General features: G+C 67.8%; 28 protein-coding genes. 11 read left to right on the top strand and 17 right to left on the bottom strand.

All coding sequences use genetic code 11. The features are described 5' to 3' along the window. Position 1 precedes the first annotated feature (1 nt). The 3 genes from WG902_RS02820 to WG902_RS02810 all read left to right on the top strand — a co-directional run bounded on the left by WG902_RS02820 (position 2) and on the right by WG902_RS02810 (position 1907). Positions 2-361 carry a PilZ domain-containing protein gene (locus WG902_RS02820; RefSeq protein WP_340058386.1) on the top strand — a complete coding sequence of 120 codons (360 nt, stop codon included), beginning with the start codon at positions 2-4 and terminating at the stop codon, positions 359-361. A gap of 83 nt (positions 362-444) precedes the next feature. Beyond that, positions 445-1251, top strand: a complete 807-nt coding sequence (locus WG902_RS02815; protein WP_340058385.1) for a TatD family hydrolase — start codon at positions 445-447, stop codon at positions 1249-1251. Continuing rightward, positions 1248-1907, top strand: coding sequence for an ankyrin repeat domain-containing protein (locus WG902_RS02810; RefSeq protein WP_340058384.1), 660 nt, complete (start codon positions 1248-1250; stop codon positions 1905-1907). The genes WG902_RS02815 and WG902_RS02810 overlap by 4 nt, the downstream gene beginning before the upstream one ends. Before the next feature lie 69 nt (positions 1908-1976). On the opposite strand, the gene WG902_RS02805 is transcribed toward WG902_RS02810, so the two are convergent. Both WG902_RS02805 and WG902_RS02800 read right to left on the bottom strand, forming a co-directional pair. Next, positions 1977-2360, bottom strand: coding sequence for a hypothetical protein (locus tag WG902_RS02805; RefSeq protein ID WP_340058382.1), 384 nt, complete (start codon positions 2358-2360; stop codon positions 1977-1979). Between the two features lie 175 nt (positions 2361-2535). Next, positions 2536-3063, bottom strand: a complete 528-nt coding sequence (locus WG902_RS02800; RefSeq protein ID WP_340058381.1) for a hypothetical protein — start codon at positions 3061-3063, stop codon at positions 2536-2538. Between the two features lie 84 nt (positions 3064-3147). Between WG902_RS02800 and WG902_RS02795 the strand changes: the two genes are divergently transcribed. Beyond that, positions 3148-4176 carry an RNA methyltransferase gene (locus WG902_RS02795; RefSeq protein ID WP_445263646.1) on the top strand — a complete coding sequence of 343 codons (1029 nt, stop codon included), beginning with the start codon at positions 3148-3150 and terminating at the stop codon, positions 4174-4176. A 2-nt stretch (positions 4177-4178) separates the two neighbouring features. Here the strand turns inward: WG902_RS02795 and WG902_RS02790 are convergent, their stop codons facing one another. From WG902_RS02790 to WG902_RS02775, 4 genes are read right to left on the bottom strand one after another with little or no spacing between them, the layout of a single operon-like run. Further along, the gene (locus tag WG902_RS02790) at positions 4179-5054 is read right to left on the bottom strand and encodes a hypothetical protein (RefSeq protein ID WP_340058379.1); all 876 of its coding nucleotides are present in this window, start codon (positions 5052-5054) and stop codon (positions 4179-4181) included. After that, the gene (locus WG902_RS02785; RefSeq protein ID WP_340058378.1) at positions 5051-5707 is read right to left on the bottom strand and encodes a phosphoribosyltransferase; all 657 of its coding nucleotides are present in this window, start codon (positions 5705-5707) and stop codon (positions 5051-5053) included. Before WG902_RS02785 ends, WG902_RS02790 begins: the two co-directional genes overlap by 4 nt. Before the next feature lie 49 nt (positions 5708-5756). Continuing rightward, complete coding sequence (gene fnr / locus WG902_RS02780) at positions 5757-6539, bottom strand: fumarate/nitrate reduction transcriptional regulator Fnr (RefSeq protein ID WP_445263645.1); 783 nt, start codon at positions 6537-6539, stop codon at positions 5757-5759. A gap of 33 nt (positions 6540-6572) precedes the next feature. Then, positions 6573-6962 carry a response regulator gene (locus WG902_RS02775; RefSeq protein ID WP_340058377.1) on the bottom strand — a complete coding sequence of 130 codons (390 nt, stop codon included), beginning with the start codon at positions 6960-6962 and terminating at the stop codon, positions 6573-6575. Positions 6963-7221: 259 nt separating this feature from the next. On the opposite strand from WG902_RS02775, the gene WG902_RS02770 reads away from it, so the two are divergent. Then, complete coding sequence (locus WG902_RS02770; protein ID WP_340058376.1) at positions 7222-7566, top strand: hypothetical protein; 345 nt, start codon at positions 7222-7224, stop codon at positions 7564-7566. 10 nt (positions 7567-7576) lie between these two features. On the opposite strand, the gene WG902_RS02765 is transcribed toward WG902_RS02770, so the two are convergent. The 8 genes from WG902_RS02765 to guaB all read right to left on the bottom strand — a co-directional run bounded on the left by WG902_RS02765 (position 7577) and on the right by guaB (position 14624). Then, positions 7577-8491: an LD-carboxypeptidase gene (locus WG902_RS02765; protein ID WP_340058375.1), complete on the bottom strand. Its 915-nt coding sequence runs from the start codon at positions 8489-8491 to the stop codon at positions 7577-7579. Further along, positions 8488-9876 (bottom strand): tRNA adenosine(34) deaminase TadA, encoded by a 1389-nt coding sequence (gene tadA / locus WG902_RS02760; protein WP_340058374.1) that lies wholly within the window; start codon positions 9874-9876, stop codon positions 8488-8490. The genes WG902_RS02765 and tadA overlap by 4 nt, the downstream gene beginning before the upstream one ends. Continuing rightward, a complete protein-coding gene (locus WG902_RS02755) occupies positions 9873-10094 on the bottom strand; it encodes a hypothetical protein (protein WP_340058373.1) in 222 nt (73 codons plus the stop codon). The genes tadA and WG902_RS02755 overlap by 4 nt, the downstream gene beginning before the upstream one ends. Further along, entirely contained in the window at positions 10094-10714 is a 621-nt protein-coding gene (locus WG902_RS02750; RefSeq protein ID WP_340058372.1) for an FMN-binding negative transcriptional regulator, read from the bottom strand. The genes WG902_RS02755 and WG902_RS02750 overlap by 1 nt, the downstream gene beginning before the upstream one ends. Before the next feature lie 21 nt (positions 10715-10735). Beyond that, complete coding sequence (gene guaA / locus WG902_RS02745) at positions 10736-12349, bottom strand: glutamine-hydrolyzing GMP synthase (protein WP_340058371.1); 1614 nt, start codon at positions 12347-12349, stop codon at positions 10736-10738. A 1-nt stretch (position 12350) separates the two neighbouring features. Then, complete coding sequence (locus WG902_RS02740) at positions 12351-12767, bottom strand: type II toxin-antitoxin system VapC family toxin (protein WP_340058370.1); 417 nt, start codon at positions 12765-12767, stop codon at positions 12351-12353. Next, positions 12754-13065, bottom strand: a complete 312-nt coding sequence (locus WG902_RS02735) for a type II toxin-antitoxin system Phd/YefM family antitoxin (RefSeq protein WP_340058368.1) — start codon at positions 13063-13065, stop codon at positions 12754-12756. Before WG902_RS02735 ends, WG902_RS02740 begins: the two co-directional genes overlap by 14 nt. A gap of 89 nt (positions 13066-13154) precedes the next feature. Beyond that, complete coding sequence (gene guaB / locus WG902_RS02730; RefSeq protein ID WP_340058367.1) at positions 13155-14624, bottom strand: IMP dehydrogenase; 1470 nt, start codon at positions 14622-14624, stop codon at positions 13155-13157. 123 nt (positions 14625-14747) lie between these two features. Here guaB and WG902_RS02725 point away from each other — a divergent pair, with 123 nt between their 5' ends. Beyond that, a complete protein-coding gene (locus tag WG902_RS02725) occupies positions 14748-15248 on the top strand; it encodes a DUF4124 domain-containing protein (protein WP_340058366.1) in 501 nt (166 codons plus the stop codon). A 26-nt stretch (positions 15249-15274) separates the two neighbouring features. Here WG902_RS02725 and WG902_RS02720 read toward each other — a convergent pair whose 3' ends face one another. Beyond that, positions 15275-15607, bottom strand: coding sequence for an RnfH family protein (locus WG902_RS02720; RefSeq protein ID WP_340058364.1), 333 nt, complete (start codon positions 15605-15607; stop codon positions 15275-15277). Continuing rightward, on the bottom strand, positions 15607-16047 hold the full coding sequence (locus WG902_RS02715) for a type II toxin-antitoxin system RatA family toxin (protein ID WP_340058363.1): 441 nt from the start codon (positions 16045-16047) through the stop codon (positions 15607-15609). The genes WG902_RS02720 and WG902_RS02715 overlap by 1 nt, the downstream gene beginning before the upstream one ends. 58 nt (positions 16048-16105) lie before the next feature. On the opposite strand from WG902_RS02715, the gene smpB reads away from it, so the two are divergent. From smpB to WG902_RS02690, 5 genes are all read left to right on the top strand, one after another. Continuing rightward, a complete protein-coding gene (gene smpB / locus WG902_RS02710) occupies positions 16106-16579 on the top strand; it encodes an SsrA-binding protein SmpB (RefSeq protein ID WP_340058361.1) in 474 nt (157 codons plus the stop codon). A gap of 83 nt (positions 16580-16662) precedes the next feature. Continuing rightward, entirely contained in the window at positions 16663-17040 is a 378-nt protein-coding gene (locus WG902_RS02705; RefSeq protein WP_340058360.1) for a COG4315 family predicted lipoprotein, read from the top strand. A 34-nt stretch (positions 17041-17074) separates the two neighbouring features. Next, positions 17075-17401 carry a hypothetical protein gene (locus WG902_RS02700; RefSeq protein ID WP_340058359.1) on the top strand — a complete coding sequence of 109 codons (327 nt, stop codon included), beginning with the start codon at positions 17075-17077 and terminating at the stop codon, positions 17399-17401. 11 nt (positions 17402-17412) lie between these two features. Continuing rightward, on the top strand, positions 17413-17943 hold the full coding sequence (locus WG902_RS02695; protein WP_340058358.1) for a sigma-70 family RNA polymerase sigma factor: 531 nt from the start codon (positions 17413-17415) through the stop codon (positions 17941-17943). 10 nt (positions 17944-17953) lie between these two features. Beyond that, positions 17954-18760 carry an anti-sigma factor gene (locus WG902_RS02690; protein ID WP_340058357.1) on the top strand — a complete coding sequence of 269 codons (807 nt, stop codon included), beginning with the start codon at positions 17954-17956 and terminating at the stop codon, positions 18758-18760. On the opposite strand, the gene WG902_RS02685 is transcribed toward WG902_RS02690, so the two are convergent. Then, positions 18761-19846: an enoyl-CoA hydratase/isomerase family protein gene (locus tag WG902_RS02685; RefSeq protein WP_340058356.1), complete on the bottom strand. Its 1086-nt coding sequence runs from the start codon at positions 19844-19846 to the stop codon at positions 18761-18763. Positions 19847-19855 lie beyond the last annotated feature (9 nt).

Raw genomic sequence — 19855 nt, 5'->3', positions numbered from 1 at the left:
CATGAGCACTGCTCCCTCCACCCCGCGCCCGAGCGTCATCCAGCTCGCCATCAAGGAAAAGGCCGCCCTGTACGCGGCCTACATCCCCTTGTTCTCGGACGGCGGCGTGTTCATTCCCACCACGCGCGATTACCGCCTGGGCGACGACGTCTACGTGCTGCTGTCGCTGCCGGACGATCCGCAGCGCTACCCGGTGGCCGGCAAGGTGGCCTGGGTCACCCCGCCGCGAGCCGCCGCCAACCGCACCCAGGGCGTCGGCGTCCGTTTTCCCGCGGACGACAAGTCCAAGCTGCTGAAGGTGAAGATCGAGGAAATCCTCGGCGGTCACCTGGCCTCCGAGCGGCCGACGCAGACCATCTGAGTCGCAGGGGCCCCGCGCTCCTACAATCGTTCCAGGCAGCGCCGCCGGCTTCCCGCCGCGCGGCGTTCGCACTTTCCAGCACCATGTTCGTCGACTCCCACTGCCACCTCAGCTTTCCCGAACTCTCCGCGCAACTGCCGCAGATCCGCGCCGCCATGGCCGCAGCGGGTGTCGACCGGGCCCTTTGCATCTGCACGACCCTGGAGGAGTTCGAGGAGGTGCATGCGCTGGCCATGGGTCACGACAACTTCTGGGCCTCGGCCGGGGTGCACCCGGACAACGAGGGCATCACCGAGCCCACGGTGGAGAAATTGCTGGAACTGGCCGCACGGCCCAGGGTGGTGGGCATCGGCGAAACCGGGCTCGACTACTACCAGATGGAAGAGCGCAAGGGCGGCCGCAGCGTGGCGGACATGGAGTGGCAGCGCGAGCGCTTTCGCGTCCACATCCGGGCCGCGCGCCAGTGCCGCAAGCCCCTGATCATCCACACGCGCGAAGCATCGGTGGACACCGTCGCCATCCTGAAGGAAGAGGGCGAAGACGGCTCCGCCGGATCGGCCGGCGGCGTGTTCCATTGCTTCACGGAAACCATGGAGGTCGCGCGCGCCGCGCTCGACCTCGGCTTCTACATTTCCTTTTCGGGCATCCTGACCTTCAAGAGCGCGGCCGACCTGCGTGAGGTGGCGCGGTTCGTGCCGCTCGACCGGCTGCTGATCGAGACCGACAGCCCCTATCTCGCTCCCGTGCCGTACCGCGGCAAGGTGAACAATCCGTCCTATGTGCCGTTCGTGGCGGCGCAGGTCGCCGAGCTGCGTGGACTGTCGAGGGAAGCCATCGGCGAGCAGACCAGCCGCAATTTCGAGGCGCTGTTCAGCGGCGTGACAACATGAAGCATTACCTGAAGTTTGTCGTCTATCTCCTTGCCTTGATTGGTTTTTCGTTCGCCCGAGCTGGATCGTACGAGGACTTTTTCGTGGCGGTGAAGCGGGACGATCCCCAGACCATCACCGGGCTGCTGCTGCGCGGCTTCGACCCCAATGCCCTCGATCCGTCCGGCCGCCACGGACTGTTTGCGGCGCTGCAGGACGGCTCCCTGAAAGCGGCCGAAGCCTTGATCTACTGGCCCCGGACCAACGTGGAATGGCGCAGCCCCAAGGACGAAAGCCCGTTGATGCTGGCCGCCTTTCGCGGTCACATCGACCTGGTGCGCAAGCTGATCGCGCGCGACGCGGACGTCAACAAGCCGGGGTGGACGCCGTTGCACTATGCGGCCACGAGCGGTCACATCGACGTGATCAAGCTGCTGCTGCGCGAACACGCGTACATCAACGCGGAATCCCCGAACAAGACGACCCCGCTGATGATGGCCGCCGAATACGGATCGACCGCTGCCGTGAAGCTGTTGCTGGAAGAAGGCGCGGACCCGTTCATGCGCAATGAACTGGGCTTGTCCGCGGTGGACTTCGCCATGCGCGCGAATCGCAAGGACGCGGCCGACCTGATCTCCGGTGCGATCCGCAATTCCCAGCCCAGGGGCAAGTGGTGACGGCACTTGCTAAACGCGAAGCGTAAAAGGCAAGCGTGACAACCACTTGAGCGATGGAGTTAAAGTGAGTTATCGGGCTGCGCAGGCGTCCACCAGCTGCACGCCGGCTGACATGACGCTGGTGTCGGCGCGGCAGCGGGCCAGGTCGGCGTACTGACCCGGGACCAGGACGCCGGGCGGGTTGTAGCGCAGCGTGGCTTGTGCCGTGAAACCCGGCGCCGGATCGGCTTGGCAGCGTGCGCCGCGTCCGGCCAGAGCTTCGACGCGACGGCAGAAAGCGTCATCCGGATAGCTGAACTGCCTAATGAGGTTGCCGCTGCCATCGCGATACACCAGGTGCTTGCCTCCGGAACCGGCCGCCACCGGGGCCGGCTGGGTCGATTGGGATGCGCAACCCGCCAGCACCACGGCGGCGGCGGCGATGAAGGTAAGGCGCGTGAGGCTCAAGTGCATGGAATCTCCAGGTTCGTGCTGCCGGCAGATCGCCGGGCCATGGACCTTTGTACCTTCGATTGCGCCTTGGGGGGCCTCGACGTAACCGCATATTCGCTTGATACGATGCGTATTATGTCAAATAATAGAAAGAAGAGGAGGACGCATATCACTCTCGTCGCCCGCGCCTCCAGCCTCAATCCGCCGGCGCTGCGGCTTGGTCGGCGTCTGTCCCGAGCACCGACCACAGAAATGGCGCAGCGGCGGAAAGAAGGGCCACTTCACCCCGGTTGCTTTCACACGGATCCATGTCGTAGTGACACACCGCGCCCCATGCATCCCCGGCGGGACTCTCGATGACCGCCCCGCAATAACTCGCGATCGGGCTGTTCTTCATCCACGGCACGCGATCGTCGCGATGGCCGTTGATCACGACGAGGGATTGGCCCGTCCGCTGCAGGTGGGCGCAATAAGCGGTCGCGATGGGGACATCCTGGCCGCGCACGACGGCCTTGTCCCACTTGTCCACCAATTCGACACTTTTGAGCACTTCGCCGCTGAACTGAAAAACCCCGGTGAACCGGTATGGCGTGCGCTCGTTGAGCAGCTCGAGACCACCCCTGCGTCCGCCGGCGGCCAAACGAACCTTAAACTCGGGCAGACCCGAGATGTCTGGCGAACCTGGCGCGTCTGGACTGCCGCGCGAGGGGGAATGACTGGTCATGCGAGTGGCTCCGCCCTTGTGTGATCGAAGTCTGGTTGCCAGTTGAGCATGAGCTAGCAGAGGTGTCTGTTCGGTGCCGTACCAATGACCGTGACGATCGAAGCCCTGAGGCAGCGCCTGCGCGCCGCCGGCGCCGGGCCGTCCCACGAGCAACGCGTGCTGCGCCTGTGGTCCCAGGCCTTGCCGCAGGACAGCGGCAAGCGCCGCATCGAGGACTTCCTCCCAGCCGCCCTCCTCTCGGCCCTGTCCGGAATCGAAGCCGAGCTCGCGTCGATCACCAGGCTGCGCAGCGCCCACCCCGCCGAGGACGGCGGCGAACGCCTGCTGGTCGAATTGGCCGACGGCCAGATGGTGGAAAGCGTGCTGCTGCCGCGGGACGGACTGTGCATCTCCTCCCAGGTCGGGTGCGCGGTCGGCTGCCTGTTCTGCATGACCGGGCGCGACGGCCTGGTGCGGCAGCTGGGGAGCGCGGAAATGGTGGCGCAGGTGGCGCTGGCGCGCGCCCGCCGGCCGGTCCGCAAGGTGGTGTTCATGGGCATGGGTGAGCCGGCGCACAACCTGGACGCCGTGATCGAAGCGATCGAGTTCCTGGGCACGGCGGGGAACATCGGCCACAAGGACCTCGTGTTCTCGACCGTGGGCGACCCGCGCGTTTTCGAGCGGCTGCCGCTGTCACGCGTGAAACCGGCCCTGGCCCTGTCCCTCCATACGACGAAGCCGGCCCTGCGCCAGCAATTGCTGCCACGCGCGCCGCGCATGACTCCGGAGGAACTCGTGGAGGCCGGAGAAAACTACGCGCGCGCCACCGGCTACCCCATCCAGTACCAGTGGACCTTGCTGGAAGGCGTGAACGACGGCGACGACGAACTCGATGGCATCGTCCGCCTGCTGGCCGGCAAGTACGGCGTGCTGAACATGATCCCGTTCAACAAGGTGGACGGCATCGATTTTCGCCGTCCATCATCGGAGCGCGCGGCGGAAATTGCCCGCACGCTGCATCGGCGCGGCGTGCTCACCAAGCTGCGACAGTCTGCAGCCCAGGACGTCGAAGGGGGTTGCGGACAGCTGCGCGCGCGCAGCATCCAGGTGGTGCGAAAGCCCGTGCCTGCCTAGCGTCAGCGGGCGGCCGTCAGGCGCAGCAGTTCGGCGCGCTTCATCCGCAGGTAGTCCTCGCGCCCCACCTCGCGCAACTGCCGCGGATACTTTTCCGTGGCATCGAACCACGCCTGCAGGCGCTTTTCGACCTGCTGCTCGCCCGGCAGCGACAGGGAATCCAGGTAGGCGTCGATGGCCAGGTAGTAGCGCATGGTGTTGCGCTCCACCACGCCGCGCATGCCGCCGACGAACCCGTCGTCTCCAGCCTTCGTGCGGGTGAAGCCCACCTTGTCCTGCCCCTTCGTGCCGAGGTACACCTTCATCGCGATCTCGCTGGCGGCCCCGTGGCTCAGCGCGTAGCCCATGTGCAGGAAGGTGCGGCCGCCTTCCAGCGGCACGGCTTCCGCCATCAGCTGGTAGTCGCGGGTGTCGTACGGACCGTCCACCGCATCCATCTGCACCGACAGGTAGTCGGCCCGGGTCACGGGGGCCTTCCAGCCAAACGCCAGCAACGTCGCGGACGACACCGCCTGCGGCTCCTTCTTGCCGACGCGAACCTCGACACGCGGGCCATCCACACCGTCGGCGCGCCGGCAATGCTTGGTGTTCAGGTGCAGCATGAGGATCTCGCACCAGCGGCCGGGATCGGACAGCGCCCCCCGCACCGACTCGAAGGGATGGTCGAGCACGGCGTACACGTCTCCCTCGATGCGCCGCGAAGCCTCCTGGGACTGCAGCACCACCGGCCCGCCAAAAGCATTCTGGGCGAGCTGCTGCGCCATGCCGGCATGCCGCGCGCGCAGCGCTGCGGGGCCAAGCGGCGCCGCGGCTTGCGCCACGCCGACGAATGACATCGCCAGCAGGCCCGCCGCCGCGCAACGCTTCCAATACTTCATGCTCTCTGGCCCTCCCCTGCGGCCGGGCTGTCCGCCGACCGCAGCAATGCAATGACTTCGTCGTCGTCCAGTTGAGGAAACGACCCGTAGAACTGGCTCACCGCGATGAATCGCCGGGGGGTGTCCAGGCAGACGACTTCGTCCGCATGTTCCTGCACCAGCCTGACGCTTTCCGGTGCACCCACCGGCACCGCGCAAACCAGCCGGGCCGGTTGGCGCTGGCGGACGGCATGCAGCGCCGCGATCATGGTGGCGCCGGTGGCCAGGCCGTCGTCGACGACGATCACGGTCCGGCCCTGGGCATCCTTGCGCAGCCGCCCCGGGGTATAGAGTTCCCGGCGCCGGGCCAGTTCCTGCATTTGCAGCGCTTTCTGCTCCTCGACGTAATCGGGCGTGGCGCCCACGGAAGAGGCTTGCGAACTCAGGTAGACCCAGCCGGACTCATCCACGGCGCCGATGGCGAATTCGGGTGCGCCAGGCGCATGCAGCTTGCGCACGAGCACGATCTCCAGTTCCCCCTGGAGCTCGCGCGCTATCCGTGCGGCCATGGGTACGGCGCCACGCGGAATGGCGAGCACCAGCGCGTTGTGTCCCCGGTACTGCGACAGGGCCGCGGCCAGCCGGCCCGCCGCTTCGATGCGATCCGTGAACATGGAAGCCCTCCTGCCGAACTATACGGCCAGGCGAGCCGGTGCAGGCCGCTTACTGCACGCGCGTCTCGAAGACGCGGGTCAGGCCGTCCAGGTCGCTGATGCGCACGTGTCTCTTGTCCACTTCGAGCAGCCGTTGGTGCTGGAAAGCGGAGAAGGTGCGGCTGACGGTCTCGAGCTTCATGCCCAGGTAGCTGCCGATCTCGGCCCGCGACATGCGCAGGTGAAACTCGGTGGGCGAGTAGCCTCGCGCCTTCATGCGCTGCGACAGGTTCAGCAGGAAGGCGGCCAGCCGCTCTTCGGCGTTCATGCTGCCCAGCAGCATCATCAGGCTGTGTTCGCGCACGATCTCGCGGCTCATCAGGCGGGAGAGGACGTGCTGGAGGTCGGGGCTGGCGGAAGCCAGCTCGCTGAGGTTGGCGTACGGGATCGCGCAGATCTCCGCATCTTCCAGCGCCACGGCGCTGCTGGCATGCTTGCCGGACGCCAGGCCGTCCAGTCCGAGCAGTTCGCCGGCCATCTGGAATGCGGTCACCTGCTCGCGGCCGTCCTTGAGCGCCATGTGCGACTTGAAGGTGCCGCTGCGCACCGCGTAGATGAACTGGAACTTTTCGCCTTCGCGGTAGAGCGCGTCTCCTTCCTTCACCCGCCGCCGCGCGAACCTGAGGCCGTCGAGCCGTTCGACATCGCTGACGGTGAGGCCGCATGGCAGGCACAGGTCCTTCAGGTGGCAAGTGGAGCACTGCGTCTTCAGCGGTGCTGGCGTGGCGGTGCGGGCGAGGTTGGCGGGCGGCATGAAGTGCAGGGGGCTGGCGTGAAGCGCGGCGGATTGCATGGAGGTTCCCTCATCTCTTTGTGTCTGTCGTGCTCAGTGGACGGCGTGGGCGCCCGCGGCGGCGACGGCGACCGCGAGCTGGTCGAATTCGCTACTCTTGTCCAGGAAGCGGGCGGCGCCCTGCCCCAGGTAACGCTTGCGGTAAGCGGGGCCGCAGTTGTTGCTGAAAACGACAAAGGCAACAAGCGGGTCGGCCTGGCGGACGGCTTGCATCACCTGCAGCCCGGTGCCGCCTTCGAGCTGGTGGTCGAGCACCACCACGTCCGGATGGACTTCCAGGATTCCGCTGATGCATCCCTGCGGCGAGCCGGCCTCGCCGACGATGGTGAAGGCGGCGTCCCGCAGCAGGCCATTGACCCGCTGGCGGATGGCGGCCGAGTCGTCCGCGAGGAAGACGGTGACGGGGGCGTTGCGTGGGGCCATGCCGTACTGTCGTTCTTGCCGCCTCGCCCGGCCATCGGCGGTGGCTGAATCGAAGGCTCGGACGGGTCCCAAACGCGACCGGAAGGATGACCAGAGGCGCTAGGAATCGTCCTAGCACACGTGTCTCATGACTCATCCGCTCACACTTTTCGTGAATTGCGTCACCTTTGGATACTTGTCAATCCCCCGTATTGCGAATACGTTGGGGGCCGTCGTACCACTGATAGGCTTGCCCTCGCAGGCAGGCGTCATCTCAAATATGCGTTGGTTCAAAGGAAATCTTCGAAGCAGCATCTACGGGCTGCTCGGCAACCCTGTCGCCCCGAGCGACTCCGTGCTGGACGAAGGCACGGAGGACATCCGCGAGGCGATGCTGTCGCTGCTGGGTGAAGAGGGTGGCCGGCGTTTCGCCAATGTGACGCGGCGGGTCCGTTATGCCAACGACGTGCAGGCGCTGTGGTACCTGCGCGGGGACGTCATGGCGGCCCTGGCGGCCACGCAGGGCGAAGCCTCCGCACGCAGCAAGGTGCTGCACATCACCGAGATGTTCCACGGGCTGCTGCCTGGCAGCCTGAGCTCGCGTCCGAGTCCGCTGACCGGCTGAGCCATCCGCCCTAGTGGCGGTGTCCCCAGATCACGAAAGCGTCGCGGCCTTCAACCGCCAGGGTGACCTTGGCCCCGACAGGCAGGCACACCTTGGTCGGTACATGGCCGAACGGCAGGCCGGTGAGGACCGTCGCCTTCACCTGCGTGCGCAGCCAATCCACCACCGTCTTCAGCCTGAAGCCCTTGTCGTGCGGCACCGGCACCCAGTTGGTGAAATGCCCGAGCAGGATCGCCTTCTGCCGCTGCAGCACGCCGGCATACAGCAGCTGCGTCAGCATGCGTTCGATGCGGTAGGGGTGCTCGTGCACGTCCTCGAGGAACAGGATTCCGCCCTTCACCTTGGGTAGCCACGGCGTGCCCGCCAACGCGGCGACGATGGCGAGGTTGCCGCCCCAGAGCACGCCCTTTTCCTGGAGCGGCTTGGCCATGCGTTCGGCGGCCGGCAGCTGCCATCCGGTGCCCTCGCCCTGCAGCGTGACGAGATCGTCGAAGCACGCCTGCATGATGTCGTCGGGTTCGGGCTCCACGCCGAAGTCCTCCCCGATGGCCGGGCCCGCCCACGTCGTCCGCCCCGTTTCGGCGAGCACCGCGCTCTGGAAGGCCGTGAAGTCGCTGAGGCCCACGAACTGCGTGCCGCCGTCGATCGCCCGGGCGATCTGCTTGTAAGGCAGCTGCGGCAGCAGCCGCGTCAGCCCGTAGCCGCCGCGCGTGATGATCGCGACGTCGGCGCCGCTGTCGGCCGCGCGGCCGATGGCGGCCAGGCGCGTCGCGTCGTCGCCGGCAAAGCGCATGTGGGTCGCGAACACGGCCGGATCGAGCTCCACCTCGTGGCCCAGGGCCTTCAGGCGAGCGACGCCGCGCCGGACAGCGGCCTTGTTTCGCACAGCACTGGAGGGAGAGAAGATGTAGATGCGCTTGGTCACGGGCGGAAGTATCCCACCGCCGCGCGCGCGATCTCCTCGCCATGCTCCTGGACGAAATGGCCGGCCTGGGGCAACACGGTCGGTTCCGGGCAACCCCGGATCTGCTCGCGCAGCGCCTGCATCACGGGCACGCCGAGCACCGGGTCTTGCGCACCCACCGCCATCATCGTGCGACCCGACCAGCGCTCCCGCAGGAAGTCGCGCGCCGCGCGCGACACGGCGGCGCCACCGGCCTCGGGACGCGCGGGCACCATTGCCGGAAAGGCACGCAGGGCAGCGCGATGGCCCAGGTCCGGGAACGGCGCGTCGTAGGCGGCGCACTCCTCCAGCCGCAGGTGCGGGTTGCCGCGCGCGAACAGCCGCCCGATGTCGAACCCCGGGTTCCTGGCGCACATGTCGCGCCAGGCGATGAATCCCGGGCTGAGCGGCGCATCGCCGGTCCCCAGCGTCGTATTCATCACGAGCAGGCCGTCGTAGCGCTCCGGCGCCTCCATCGGCAGTGTCAGCCCGAGCAGGCCGCCCCAGTCCTGGACCACCAGCACGACGTGCCGCAGGTCGAGCCGCTCCACCAGTTCCAGCAGAACCTGGCGATGCCATTCGAAGGCGTGGGTGGCGTCGCGCTTGGGCTTGTCGCTCTTGCCGAACCCCGGCATGTCCGGCGCCACCACGCGGTCGCCGGCTGCCAGGAACACCGGGATCATGCGGCGGTACAGGTAGCTCCACGCCGGGTTGCCGTGCAGGCAGAGCCAGGTGCGGGAGGCATCCGGAGGGCCTTCGTCCAGGTAGTGCATGCGCAGGCCGGCCAGCGACGGCAGGTCGGCGACGTAATGCGGATCCCAGGGGTAGTCCGGCAAGTCGCTGAAGCGATTGTCCGGCGTGCGCAAGGCGTCATCGCGCAAGGGCTGGGCGGCGCCGCGGGCCTCCACGCGGCGGGCGCGGAAAAACTCGGTGAGCAATGCACCGCACTCCGCCGCCAGCACGCCGCCTTCGACGGCGGTCTGGTGGTTCAGGCGGCGCTGCACGAACAGGTCGACCACGGAGCCGGCGGCGCCCGTCTTCGGGTCGGCAGCGGCGTAGACGACGCGCGCCAGCCGCGCGTGCAGCATCGCACCGGTGCACATCGTGCAGGGCTCCAGCGTCACGAACAGCTCGCAGCCATCCAGGCGGTAGTTGCCCAGGGCTTGCGCCGCTTGCCGCAAGGCACGGATTTCGGCGTGCGCGGTGGGGTCGTGCTGCGTGACCGGTGCGTTGTGGCCCCGCCCGACGATCTCGTTTCCGTGCACCACGACGGCCCCGACCGGCACCTCGCCGGCCTCGGCGGCGAGGCGCGCCTGCGCCAGCGCTTCGCGCATGAAGCGCGCGTCGCGCGAGCGCGCGGTGCTCACTTGTCGTTGTCCGGCATGGGCCGCGCCTGCTGCACGGCGCCCTGCACTGCCTGCTCGAACTGCTTGACCTGCTGCTGCGGCGTGGCCGCCGGAACGGTGGACCCCGCTTCGGCGCCCGGCACCGCGGGCGCTACACCGGCTTTCAGCTGGCTCTTGGCCAGGAAGCCGATGACCGCCACCACCAGCAACAGCCCCAGGATCGAAAAGATCGCTCGCATCAGTTGCCCCCCATGCCCAGGCGCTCCATCCAGGTGACCAGCGCTTTTTCGTCGGCGCTGCCCGCAGCGTACTGCTCGCGCATCCGCGCGTGCGCCTCACGGCGATGCTGGTTCAGTTTCACCTTGCAGGCCCACTCGGTCACTTCCAGCTCGAAGCCGACGATGCCGGCCAGCATCTTGTGCGCGAAGTCCTCGCCCAGGCTGCGCCACTGCTCCGCGTAGGCGGGCTCGTGGTCGCCGATCAGCTTCTTGAGCAGCCGGTCCTTCGCCAGCGCATCTTCGACCAGGCGCGCACGCACCCGGCAATGCACGGTGAGGTAGTTCCAGGTGGGCACGCGCTGCAGGTCGGGGTAGACCGAGGGCGACAGGTAGGCATGCGGCCCCATGAAGATGGCCAGCGCGTCGGGCCGGGCCTGCAGGTAGCGCCAGTGCGGATTGGGCTTGGCGCAATGACCCCAGAGCACGAACCGCCCTTCCCGCTCTTCCAGGTGCAGCGGCAGGTGGCTGGCATAGGGAAAGCCGGTGTCGTCGACGGACACCAGGCTGGCCAGCGGATGCGCCCGCATCAGGTCCGCGGCCAGCGCCGGGTCTTCGGAGCGGAACTGCGGGGGCTGGTACATGAAGCGATTATGAAGGCGTGCCTATTCCCATTCAATGGTCGCCGGCGGCTTGCTGCTCACGTCGTAAGTCACGCGGTTGATGCCGCGCACCTCGTTGATGATGCGGCTGGACACCTTCTTGAGCAGCGCATAAGGCAGCTCCGCCCAGTCGGCCGTCATGAAGTCGCTGGTCTGCACGGCGCGCAGGGCCACCACGTAGTCGTAGGTGCGCCCGTCGCCCATGACGCCCACGCTCTTGACCGGCAGGAACACCGTGAAGGCCTGGCTCGTGAGCTCGTACCAGGTCTTGCCGGTGGGCTCGTCACGAAAGTTGCGCAGCTCCTGGATGAAGATGTCATCCGCCCGGCGTAGCAGGTCCGCGTATTCCTTCCTGACCTCGCCGAGGATGCGCACGCCCAGGCCGGGGCCGGGGAACGGATGCCGGTACACCATCTCCGGCGGCAGGCCGAGGGCCACGCCGAGCTCCCGCACTTCGTCCTTGAACAGGTCGCGCAGCGGCTCCAGCAGCTTCAAGCCAAGCTGCTCCGGCAGTCCGCCGACGTTGTGGTGGCTCTTGATGGTGACGGCCTTCTTGCTCTTGCCGCCGCCCGATTCGATGACGTCCGGGTAGATCGTCCCCTGGGCCAGCCAGGCGACGTGGCGCGCGTGCGTCTTCTTGATGATGTCCGCCTCGGACTTGAACACGTCGACGAACAGGCCGCCGATGATCTTGCGCTTGGCCTCCGGGTCGCTCACGCCGGCGAGCTTGCCGAGGAACAGGTCGGCCGCATCGACGCGCACGACCTTGGCGTGCAGCTTGCCCGCGAACATCTCCATCACCATGTCGCCCTCGTTCAGGCGCAGCAAGCCGTGGTCGACGAACACGCAGGTCAGCTGGTCGCCGATGGCGCGATGGATCAGCGCCGCGGCCACGGAGGAATCGACGCCTCCGGACAGGCCCAGGATCACCTCTTCGTCCCCTACCTGACGGCGGATGGCCGCCACCGCTTCGGCGACGTGGTCGCGCATCACCCAGTCCGGCCGGGCCTGGCAGATGCCCAGGACGAAGCGTTCCAGGATGGCCCGGCCCTGCACCGTGTGCGTGACCTCGGCGTGAAATTGGATCGCATAGAAACGGCGCGCCTCGTCGGCCATGCCGGCGATCGGGCAGCTGTCGGTGGACGCCATCAGCTTGAAGCCGGGCGGCATCTCCACCACCTTGTCGCCGTGCGACATCCACACGTTGAGCATGCCGTGGCCTTCCGGCGTGGTGTAGTCGGCGATGTCACGCAGCAGCTGCGTGTGGCCGCGGGCGCGCACGGCGGCATAGCCGAATTCGCGCTTGTGGCCGCCCTCGACCTTGCCACCGAGCTGGTGGGCCATGGCCTGCATGCCGTAGCAGATGCCCAGCACCGGCACGCCGAGCTCGAACACCGCCTGCGGCGCCTTGTCGGTGGTCTCCTCGTAGATGCTCGCGTGGCTGCCCGAGAGGATGACGCCCTTCAGGCTGCCGTCGGCGGCATAGGCACGGATCCATTCGTCGGTCACGTCGCAGGGATGCACTTCGGAGAACACATGCGCTTCGCGCACGCGGCGCGCGATCAGTTGCGTGACCTGCGAACCGAAGTCGAGGATGAGGATCTTGTCGTGTTGCATGTCAGGCGAGGTCGGTGATCAGCGGATGTTCGAGCTTGAGGCAGGCGCGTTGCAAGGCGCGGTCCATCGTGACGAGAGGGGCTTTCAGGTCAACGGCGACCTTCAGGTAGGCGGCATCGTAGGGCGTGAGGTCCAGCGACTGCGACCAGTTCCAGAACTCCAGCGGCGAGACGCGCAGCGGCGCCAGGGCCACCGGCAACCGGCTGAGCAGCCGCAACACGTGCTGGTGCACGCTGGGCGTGAAGCGTCCCCTGGCCAGCGCCCGGCCGGCGGCATGCAGCGCCTCCAGCGGAAAGATCGCGGCACTGGTTGCGCTCTCCTCTTCGGTGATGACGCGGATGAGCGCTTGCGACACCTTTTCGCCCGCTTCGTCGGGAAAGGCCCAGCTCGCGAAGGCGGAGGCGTCAACGACGAGCACGGGGCACCTTGGGTTCGTCGGTCCAGCCCTCGCCGCGGGCGTCGCGTTCCCGCTTGTGCTCCTCCCACAGCTCCTGGAAGCCCGGCTGGCCGCGGCCCACCTTGCTGCGCAAGGCCTCCAGCTCCTGCTGGATGGCCTGCCGGCGCGCCTCGATGCTGGGCTGCTCCGTCTCCGGCTCCTTGATCAGGCGGATGACGCGCTTGCCATGCCGGGTGAGCACGACCTCCTCGCCGTTCTCCACGGCACGGATCAACTCGGAGAGCTGGCTCTTGGCCTGGTGGATGGGGACGGTTTGCATTCTGGCTCGATTGCTTGTGAATCTGGCCTGATTTTAATCACGAAACAAAAAAGGGCCAGAAATTTCTGGCCCTTTCTGCCGCGAGGCTTTCACTCCGCCCGGTAGTTCGGCGCTTCCTTGGTGATCTGCACGTCGTGCACATGGCTTTCGCGCATGCCCGCGGCGGTGATCTGCACGAATTCCGCCTTCGAGCGCATCTCCTCGATGCTGGCGCAGCCGCAGTAGCCCATGGCGGCGCGGACGCCGCCGGCCATCTGGTACACGATCGACACCAGCGAGCCCTTGTACGGCACGCGGCCCTCGATGCCTTCCGGGACCAGCTTGTCCGTATTCGGATTGGTGCTGGTCGCCTCCTGGAAGTAGCGATCGGCGCTGCCTTGCTGCATGGCGCCGATGGAGCCCATGCCGCGATAGCTCTTGTAGCTGCGGCCCTGGTACAGCACGATCTCGCCGGGCGCCTCCTCGGTGCCGGCGAACACACCGCCCATCATCACCGTGCTCGCCCCGGCGGCGATGGCCTTGGCGATGTCGCCGGAATAGCGCACGCCGCCGTCGGCTATGAGCGGCACTCCGCTGCCTGCCAGCGCGGTGGCCACGTTGTCGATGGCGGTGATCTGCGGCACGCCGACGCCGGCGACGATGCGCGTGGTGCAGATCGAGCCCGGGCCGATGCCGACCTTCACCGCGTCCGCGCCGGCCTCCACCAGGGCACGGGCCGCCGAACCGGTGGCGATGTTGCCGCCGATCACGTCCACCTGCGGATAGTTCTGCTTGACCCAGCGCACGCGCTCGACCACGCCCTTGCTGTGGCCGTGTGCGGTGTCGACCACGATGGCATCCACGCCCGCCTTCACCAGCGCCTCGACCCGTTCCTCGGTGCCTTCGCCCACCCCGACCGCCGCGCCCACCCGCAGCCGGCCGCTGGCGTCGCGCGCCGCGTTCGGGAAGCTGGTCTGCTTGGTGATGTCCTTGACGGTGATCAGGCCCCTGAGCTCGAAGGAGTCGTTGATCACCAGCAGCCGCTCCAGGCGGTGCTTGTTCAACAGCGCCTTGGCATCGGCGAGGCTGGTGCCTTCGCGGATGGTGATCAGCTTGTCGCGCGGCGTCATGATCTGGCTGACGGGCACTTCGTAGCGCGTCTCGAAGCGCAGGTCGCGCCCGGTCACGATGCCCACCACCTTGCCGCCGTCGAGCACCGGAAAGCCGGAGATCCCCAGTTGCTCCTGCATCGCCATCACCTGCCGCACCGTGTGCTGCGGCGTGATGACCACCGGGTCGCGCAGCACGCCGGACTCGTAGCGCTTCACGCGGGCAACTTCGGCCGCCTGCTGCTGCGCGGTGAGGTTCTTGTGGACGATGCCCATGCCGCCTTCCTGCGCGATCGCGATCGCCAGGCGCGCTTCTGTCACCGTGTCCATGGCCGCGGAGACCAGGGGGAGGTTCAATCGGATGTTGCGGGAGAGCTGGGTCGCGAGGGAGGTGTCCTTGGGAAGGACCTGGGAGAACGCAGGCACCAGCAACACGTCGTCGAAGGTGAGCGCATTTCCGAGAAGGCGCATGACGGGGGCTCCAAAAAAAGGATTGTACCCGCGTGCAATTTCGCACAAGGCGCGCGGGGGTGAGTGTGGCGGGTGAGGGATTTGCCCTGCGCCGGCTGCGAAAGGCCGAGCTACACTGATTCGATGAAAGCCCTCCGTCCCGCCCTGGTCGCCCTGGTCTTCTGTGCGCCGTTGCTCGCCTCCGGCCAATGGCTCTGGATGGACAAGGACGGCAAGAAGGTCTACAGCGACCGGCCGCCGCCATCGGACATCGCCCCCGATCGCATCCTCAAGCAGCCCGGTGCGCGCGGCAAGTCGGTCGACACGGCGCCCGCCGCCGCGGCAGCCACCACTGCGGCCGCACCGGCCGCGGCGCAGCCGCCCGTGGGCAAGGACAAGGCGCTGGAGGACAAGCGCAAGCTCGCCGCATCGGCGGAAGCGGACAAGAAAAAGGCCGAGGAGGCCAAGGTCGCGGCCATCCAGGCCGACAACTGCGCCCGCGCGAAAACCGCCAAGAACGGTTTCGATGCAGGGTACCGGGTCGCCCAGACCAACGCCAAGGGCGAGCGCGAGATCATGGACGACAACCAGCGCGCGGTGGAAGTGAAGCGGCTCGAGGCCGTGATCGCCCGCGACTGCCGCTGACCCGCGCGGGCGGGGATCCAGCTTCCTCAATATCCGGGCTTCGCGCCCGGCCGCCGCTTGGCGAACAAACCGGTGGCGCGCGCACCCTGCTTGCGAAAGCGTTCGCGCCGCGCCACCTTGGGGTCCACCAGCAGGCCGCGGTACACCTCCACCCGGTCCCCGTCGCGCAGCACCTGGTCTGCCGTGCAGCGGCGGCCCCACACGCCGAAGTCGGCGCGCTGCACGTCATTGGCGGCGTGCGCTTGCGGCCAGCCGCTGGCCAGCACCGCGTCGCGCACCGTGCCCCCCTCGGGCAGCAGCAACGTCCACTCGCGCACCTCGCGCGGCCCCGGCGACCAGGCGACGGTGACCCTGGCCATCAGCCGTGCACCTGCTCGGCGCGCTTGACGAAAGCATCGACCAGGTTGCCCGCGATCTTGTCGAACACCGGGCCCACGACCGCCGCGAGCGCCGCGCTCTTGAAGCCGTAGTGCAGCTCCAGGGTGACCTTGCAGGCGCGCTGGCCCGGGGTTCCGAGCGGGGTGAACTTCCAGCAGCCGTCCAGGTTGGAGAACGGCCCGTCCACCAGTTTCATGCGCACTTCGCGGCCGGGCACATGCGTGTTGCGAGTGGTGAAGGTCTGGTGGATGCCGCCGAACGCGATGCCGATCTCGGCCTTCATGCCGTCCGGCTCCTGCGCGAGCACGCTGGCGCGGTCGCACCACGGCAGGAACTCGCTGTACTTCGCCACGTCGGTGACCAGCGCGAACATCTCTTCGGCGCTGTACCAGATGAGGACGGATTTGTGGACGGTTTTCATGGAGAATCGCAGACCCGCGCGGGATTGTAGAGAGTCGCCGCCGCCCCAACCTCAGCTCATGGCGACAAAAAAAGAATCACCCTCGCGCATAGCCGACAACAAGAAAGCTGCCTACAACTACTTCTTCGAGGAGAAGTTCGAGGCCGGCGTGGTGCTGCAAGGCTGGGAAGTGAAGGCCGCCCGCGAGGGCAAGGCGCAGCTGACGGACGGCTACGTGGTGATCCGCGAGGGCGAACTGTGGCTGATCGGCTGCCAGATCAACCCGCTGAGCACGGCCTCCACGCACGTCAGCCCGGACACGGCCCGCACCAAGAAGCTGCTGATGCACAAGGACCAGATCCGCCGCCTCATCGGCAAGGTGGAGCAGAAGGGGCACACGCTCGTCCCCTTGCAGCTGTACTGGAAGGAGGGGAAGATCAAGTGCGAGATCGCCCTGGCCAAGGGCAAGGCCGAACACGACAAGCGCGACACCATCAAGGACCGCGAGGGAAAGCGGGAAGTGGAACGCGCCATGAAACAGCGCCACAAGTGAATTTCGCGTCCGGGGGAATAAGGCGGCCCCCCGGATCGTTCATCAGCAGGAACCCGCTTCTTCCACAACCCTGGAGCCATGCCATGCGCCTTGCCCTGCTCGCCTCCCTTGCTGTCACTTCTGCCGTTCTTGCCGCCTGCGCGTCGTACGGAGGTCCCGCGAAGGTCTCCGACGGCGTGTTCGTCGGGCCCAACGGGATGACGCTGTACACCTTCGACCGCGACACGGTGGCCTCGGGCAAGTCGTCGTGCAATGGCCAGTGCGCCACCAACTGGCCGCCGCTGATGGCCGGCCCCAACGACTCGTCCGTCATGGGCGACTGGTCGGTCATCGTTCGCGACGATGGGTCGCGCCAATGGGCTTACCGTGGCAAGCCCGTGTACTACTGGGTCCGCGACGCCAAGCCCGGCGACCGCACCGGCGACGGCGTCAACAACGTATGGCGGCTCGCGCGTCCCTGACATGAACTGGCAGCGGGCGGCGGAAACGCTGCGGATGCGGTGGCAGCCCCTGGTGAACGGCCGATTGGCCGCGCCGGTGGAGGGTGTCCCCGTGCCCGCGGTGGGCACCGACGCCGAGCCCGCGCGCCAGGCCATGCGGCTCCTGCTCGAAGAAGTCCCCGCGGCCTACGCCGGCCCGCTCGGCCGGGCCATCGCCGCGGCGGACCTGCCGATGCTGTGCCTGTTGCGCAAGCCGCTGCTGGAGGCGCTGGTGGCGCGCCATGGCGAGCTCGAGGGGCTGCGCCGGGTGATGCGCCTGGACTTCCTGATCCGGCAGAGCTGGCCCGACGCGCCGGTCTCGCGGCCCATCGAGCTGGAATAGCCGCCGTCCGCATGCCTGTCGCCGCCCCCCAGAGCCTCGTCGGACACATTCCCGCCTTGCGCCGCTACGCCCGATCGCTGACCGGCGACCCGTGGAACGCCGACGACCTGGTGCAGGACACGTTGGAACGCGCCTGCGAGCGCTGGCGATTGTGGGCGGCCGGCAGCGACCTGCGGGCCTGGCTGTTCACGCTGATGCACAACCTGTTCGTGGACGGCGCGCGCCGCGCCATGCGGCAGCAGGCCCGGCGCGTCGACATGGACGTGGAGCAGGCCGGGCAGGACTTCGCGGTGTCCGGCGGCGGCGCCGAACAGCTGATGGACCTGCAGCGCTGCCTGTTGCGGCTGCCGGCGGACCAGCGCGAGGTGCTGCTGCTGGTGTCGCTGAACGATTTCCGCTACGAGGACATCGCCCGCATCACCGGCGTGCCGATCGGCACGGTGATGTCCCGGCTGTCCCGTGCGCGAACGCGGCTGCGCGAGCTGATGGATGGCCGCTCGCCCGCCGCGGCCGTGGCCCCGGCGCTGCGCCGGCTGAAGTGACGGACCGACGATGAAAGACGAAAGCACTGCACTGCCCGATGACGCCGACCTCCACGCTTACGTGGATGGCCAGCTCGACGCCGACCGGCGCGCGGCGGTGGAGTCGCGCCTGGCGGTGGACGCCGACGCGGCGAAGCGCGTGCGCGAATGGACCGAGCAGCGGGACGCGCTAGGCGCCTTGCACGCCGACTTGCTGGACGAACCGATTCCAGAGCACCTGCTGCATGCCGGCGAGCTGCTGCACCATCGCAGCAGCCGGCTGGCGCGGTGGCAACGCTGGGGCGGCATGGCCGCGGCCGTCCTCGTCTCGTTCGCGCTCGGTTGGGGCGCGAACATGCAATGGCAGGCCAACGTCGCCGGCGTGGCCGCTTCGCCCTCGGCCAGCGCGTTCGCCCGGCAAGCCGTCGTCGCGCACGCCGTGTTCTCGCCGGAGGTGCGGCATCCGGTGGAAGTGGATGCGAAGCAGCAGGAGCACCTGGTGCAGTGGCTGTCCAAGCGCCTGAACCGTCCGTTGAAGCTGCCCAATCTCGCGGCGACCGGATACGAACTGGTCGGGGGACGCCTGCTGTCCGGCGGCGGCGGGCCGCGGGCGCAGTTCATGTACCAGAACACGAACGGCGAGCGCATCACCCTCTACGTGGGCGCGATCGATGGCGCCGGCGGCAAGGGGATGGGCGAGACGGCCTTCCGCTTCACCAGCGAGGCGGGCGTGCAGAGCTTCTATTGGGTCGACCAGGGCTACGGCTATGCGCTGTCCGGCAAGCTGCCGCGGCAGGGGCTGCTGATCCTGGCGGAGTCGGTTTACAAGCAGCTCTGATCAACCCAGCCCGCGCAACGGATGCGCGTGGGCGGGCCACGGGCTGGCGAAGAAGGCCTGCACCATCTCCGGCGTCACGTCCTCGATGCGCGCCGGTTGCCAGCGCGGCGCGTGGTCCTTGTCGATGGCCAGGGCGCGGATGCCTTCGAAGGTCTCGCTGGCCACGCCCGGACGCAGGTGGAAGCAATGCCTCACCATGTCCCGCTCCATGCGCAGGTCGTTTGCCAGCGTCATGTGCCGGGCCCGGCGCACATGCTCCAGCGTCACGTGCAACATCAGCGGCGAGCGCTTGCGCAACAGCCTGGCGGTATCGCCGCACCACGACGAGCCGTCCGCCTCCAGCGCAGAGACGATGTCCGCGACGGTCGGCAAGCCGAAGAAACGGTCGATCTCGGCTCGTCGCGCCGCCAGTCCTCCCTGCGGCGGTGCTTCGGCTGCCCGCACGCGCTCGCGCAAGGCCGCGAAGCCTTCGCGCGTGCTGGCCTGCTCCCACAGCGCCGGCAATTCCGCGGCGGGCAGGACGGCATCGGCCAGGCGCGCCGCGAATGCGTCGGCGCCGCCGAACGTTTCTCCGGTGAGCGCCAGGTATTCGCCGACGTGTCCTGGGCAGCGGGCGAGGAACCAGCCGCCACCGACATCCGGGAACAGCCCGATGTTGGTTTCGGGCATGGCCATCTTCGTGCGCTCGGTTGCGATGCGCAGGCTGGTGTCGCCGCCATGAGCAGAGATCCCCATGCCGCCGCCCATGACGATGCCGTCGAGGAAGACGATGTACGGTTTCGGGTACGCGTGGATCAGGTGGTTGAGGGTGTATTCCTCGGTGAAGAAGTCCTCCAGCCTCGGATCGCCGGCGAGCACGGCCTGGTGGAAGAAGCGGATGTCGCCGCCTGCGCAAAACGCGCCGAAGGGCCCTTGCCTGCCCATGCCGCGCACCGCGACGCGTTCGATCCGCGCATCGTCGCGCCACGCCAGCAAGGCCGCCGTCAAGTCGCGGATCATTTCGAGCGACAGCGCGTTCAGCGCCCTGGGCCGATCCAGCGTGATGAACCCGGCGCTGCCTTTGACCTCCACCGCGACATCGCTCATTCGAAATCC

It is taken from the genome of Ramlibacter sp. PS3R-8 (assembly GCF_037572435.1).
Lineage (GTDB): Bacteria > Pseudomonadota > Gammaproteobacteria > Burkholderiales > Burkholderiaceae_C > Ramlibacter.
Note: the sequence above shows the minus strand (reverse complement) of the source record. Positions and strands in the feature narration are given on the sequence as shown.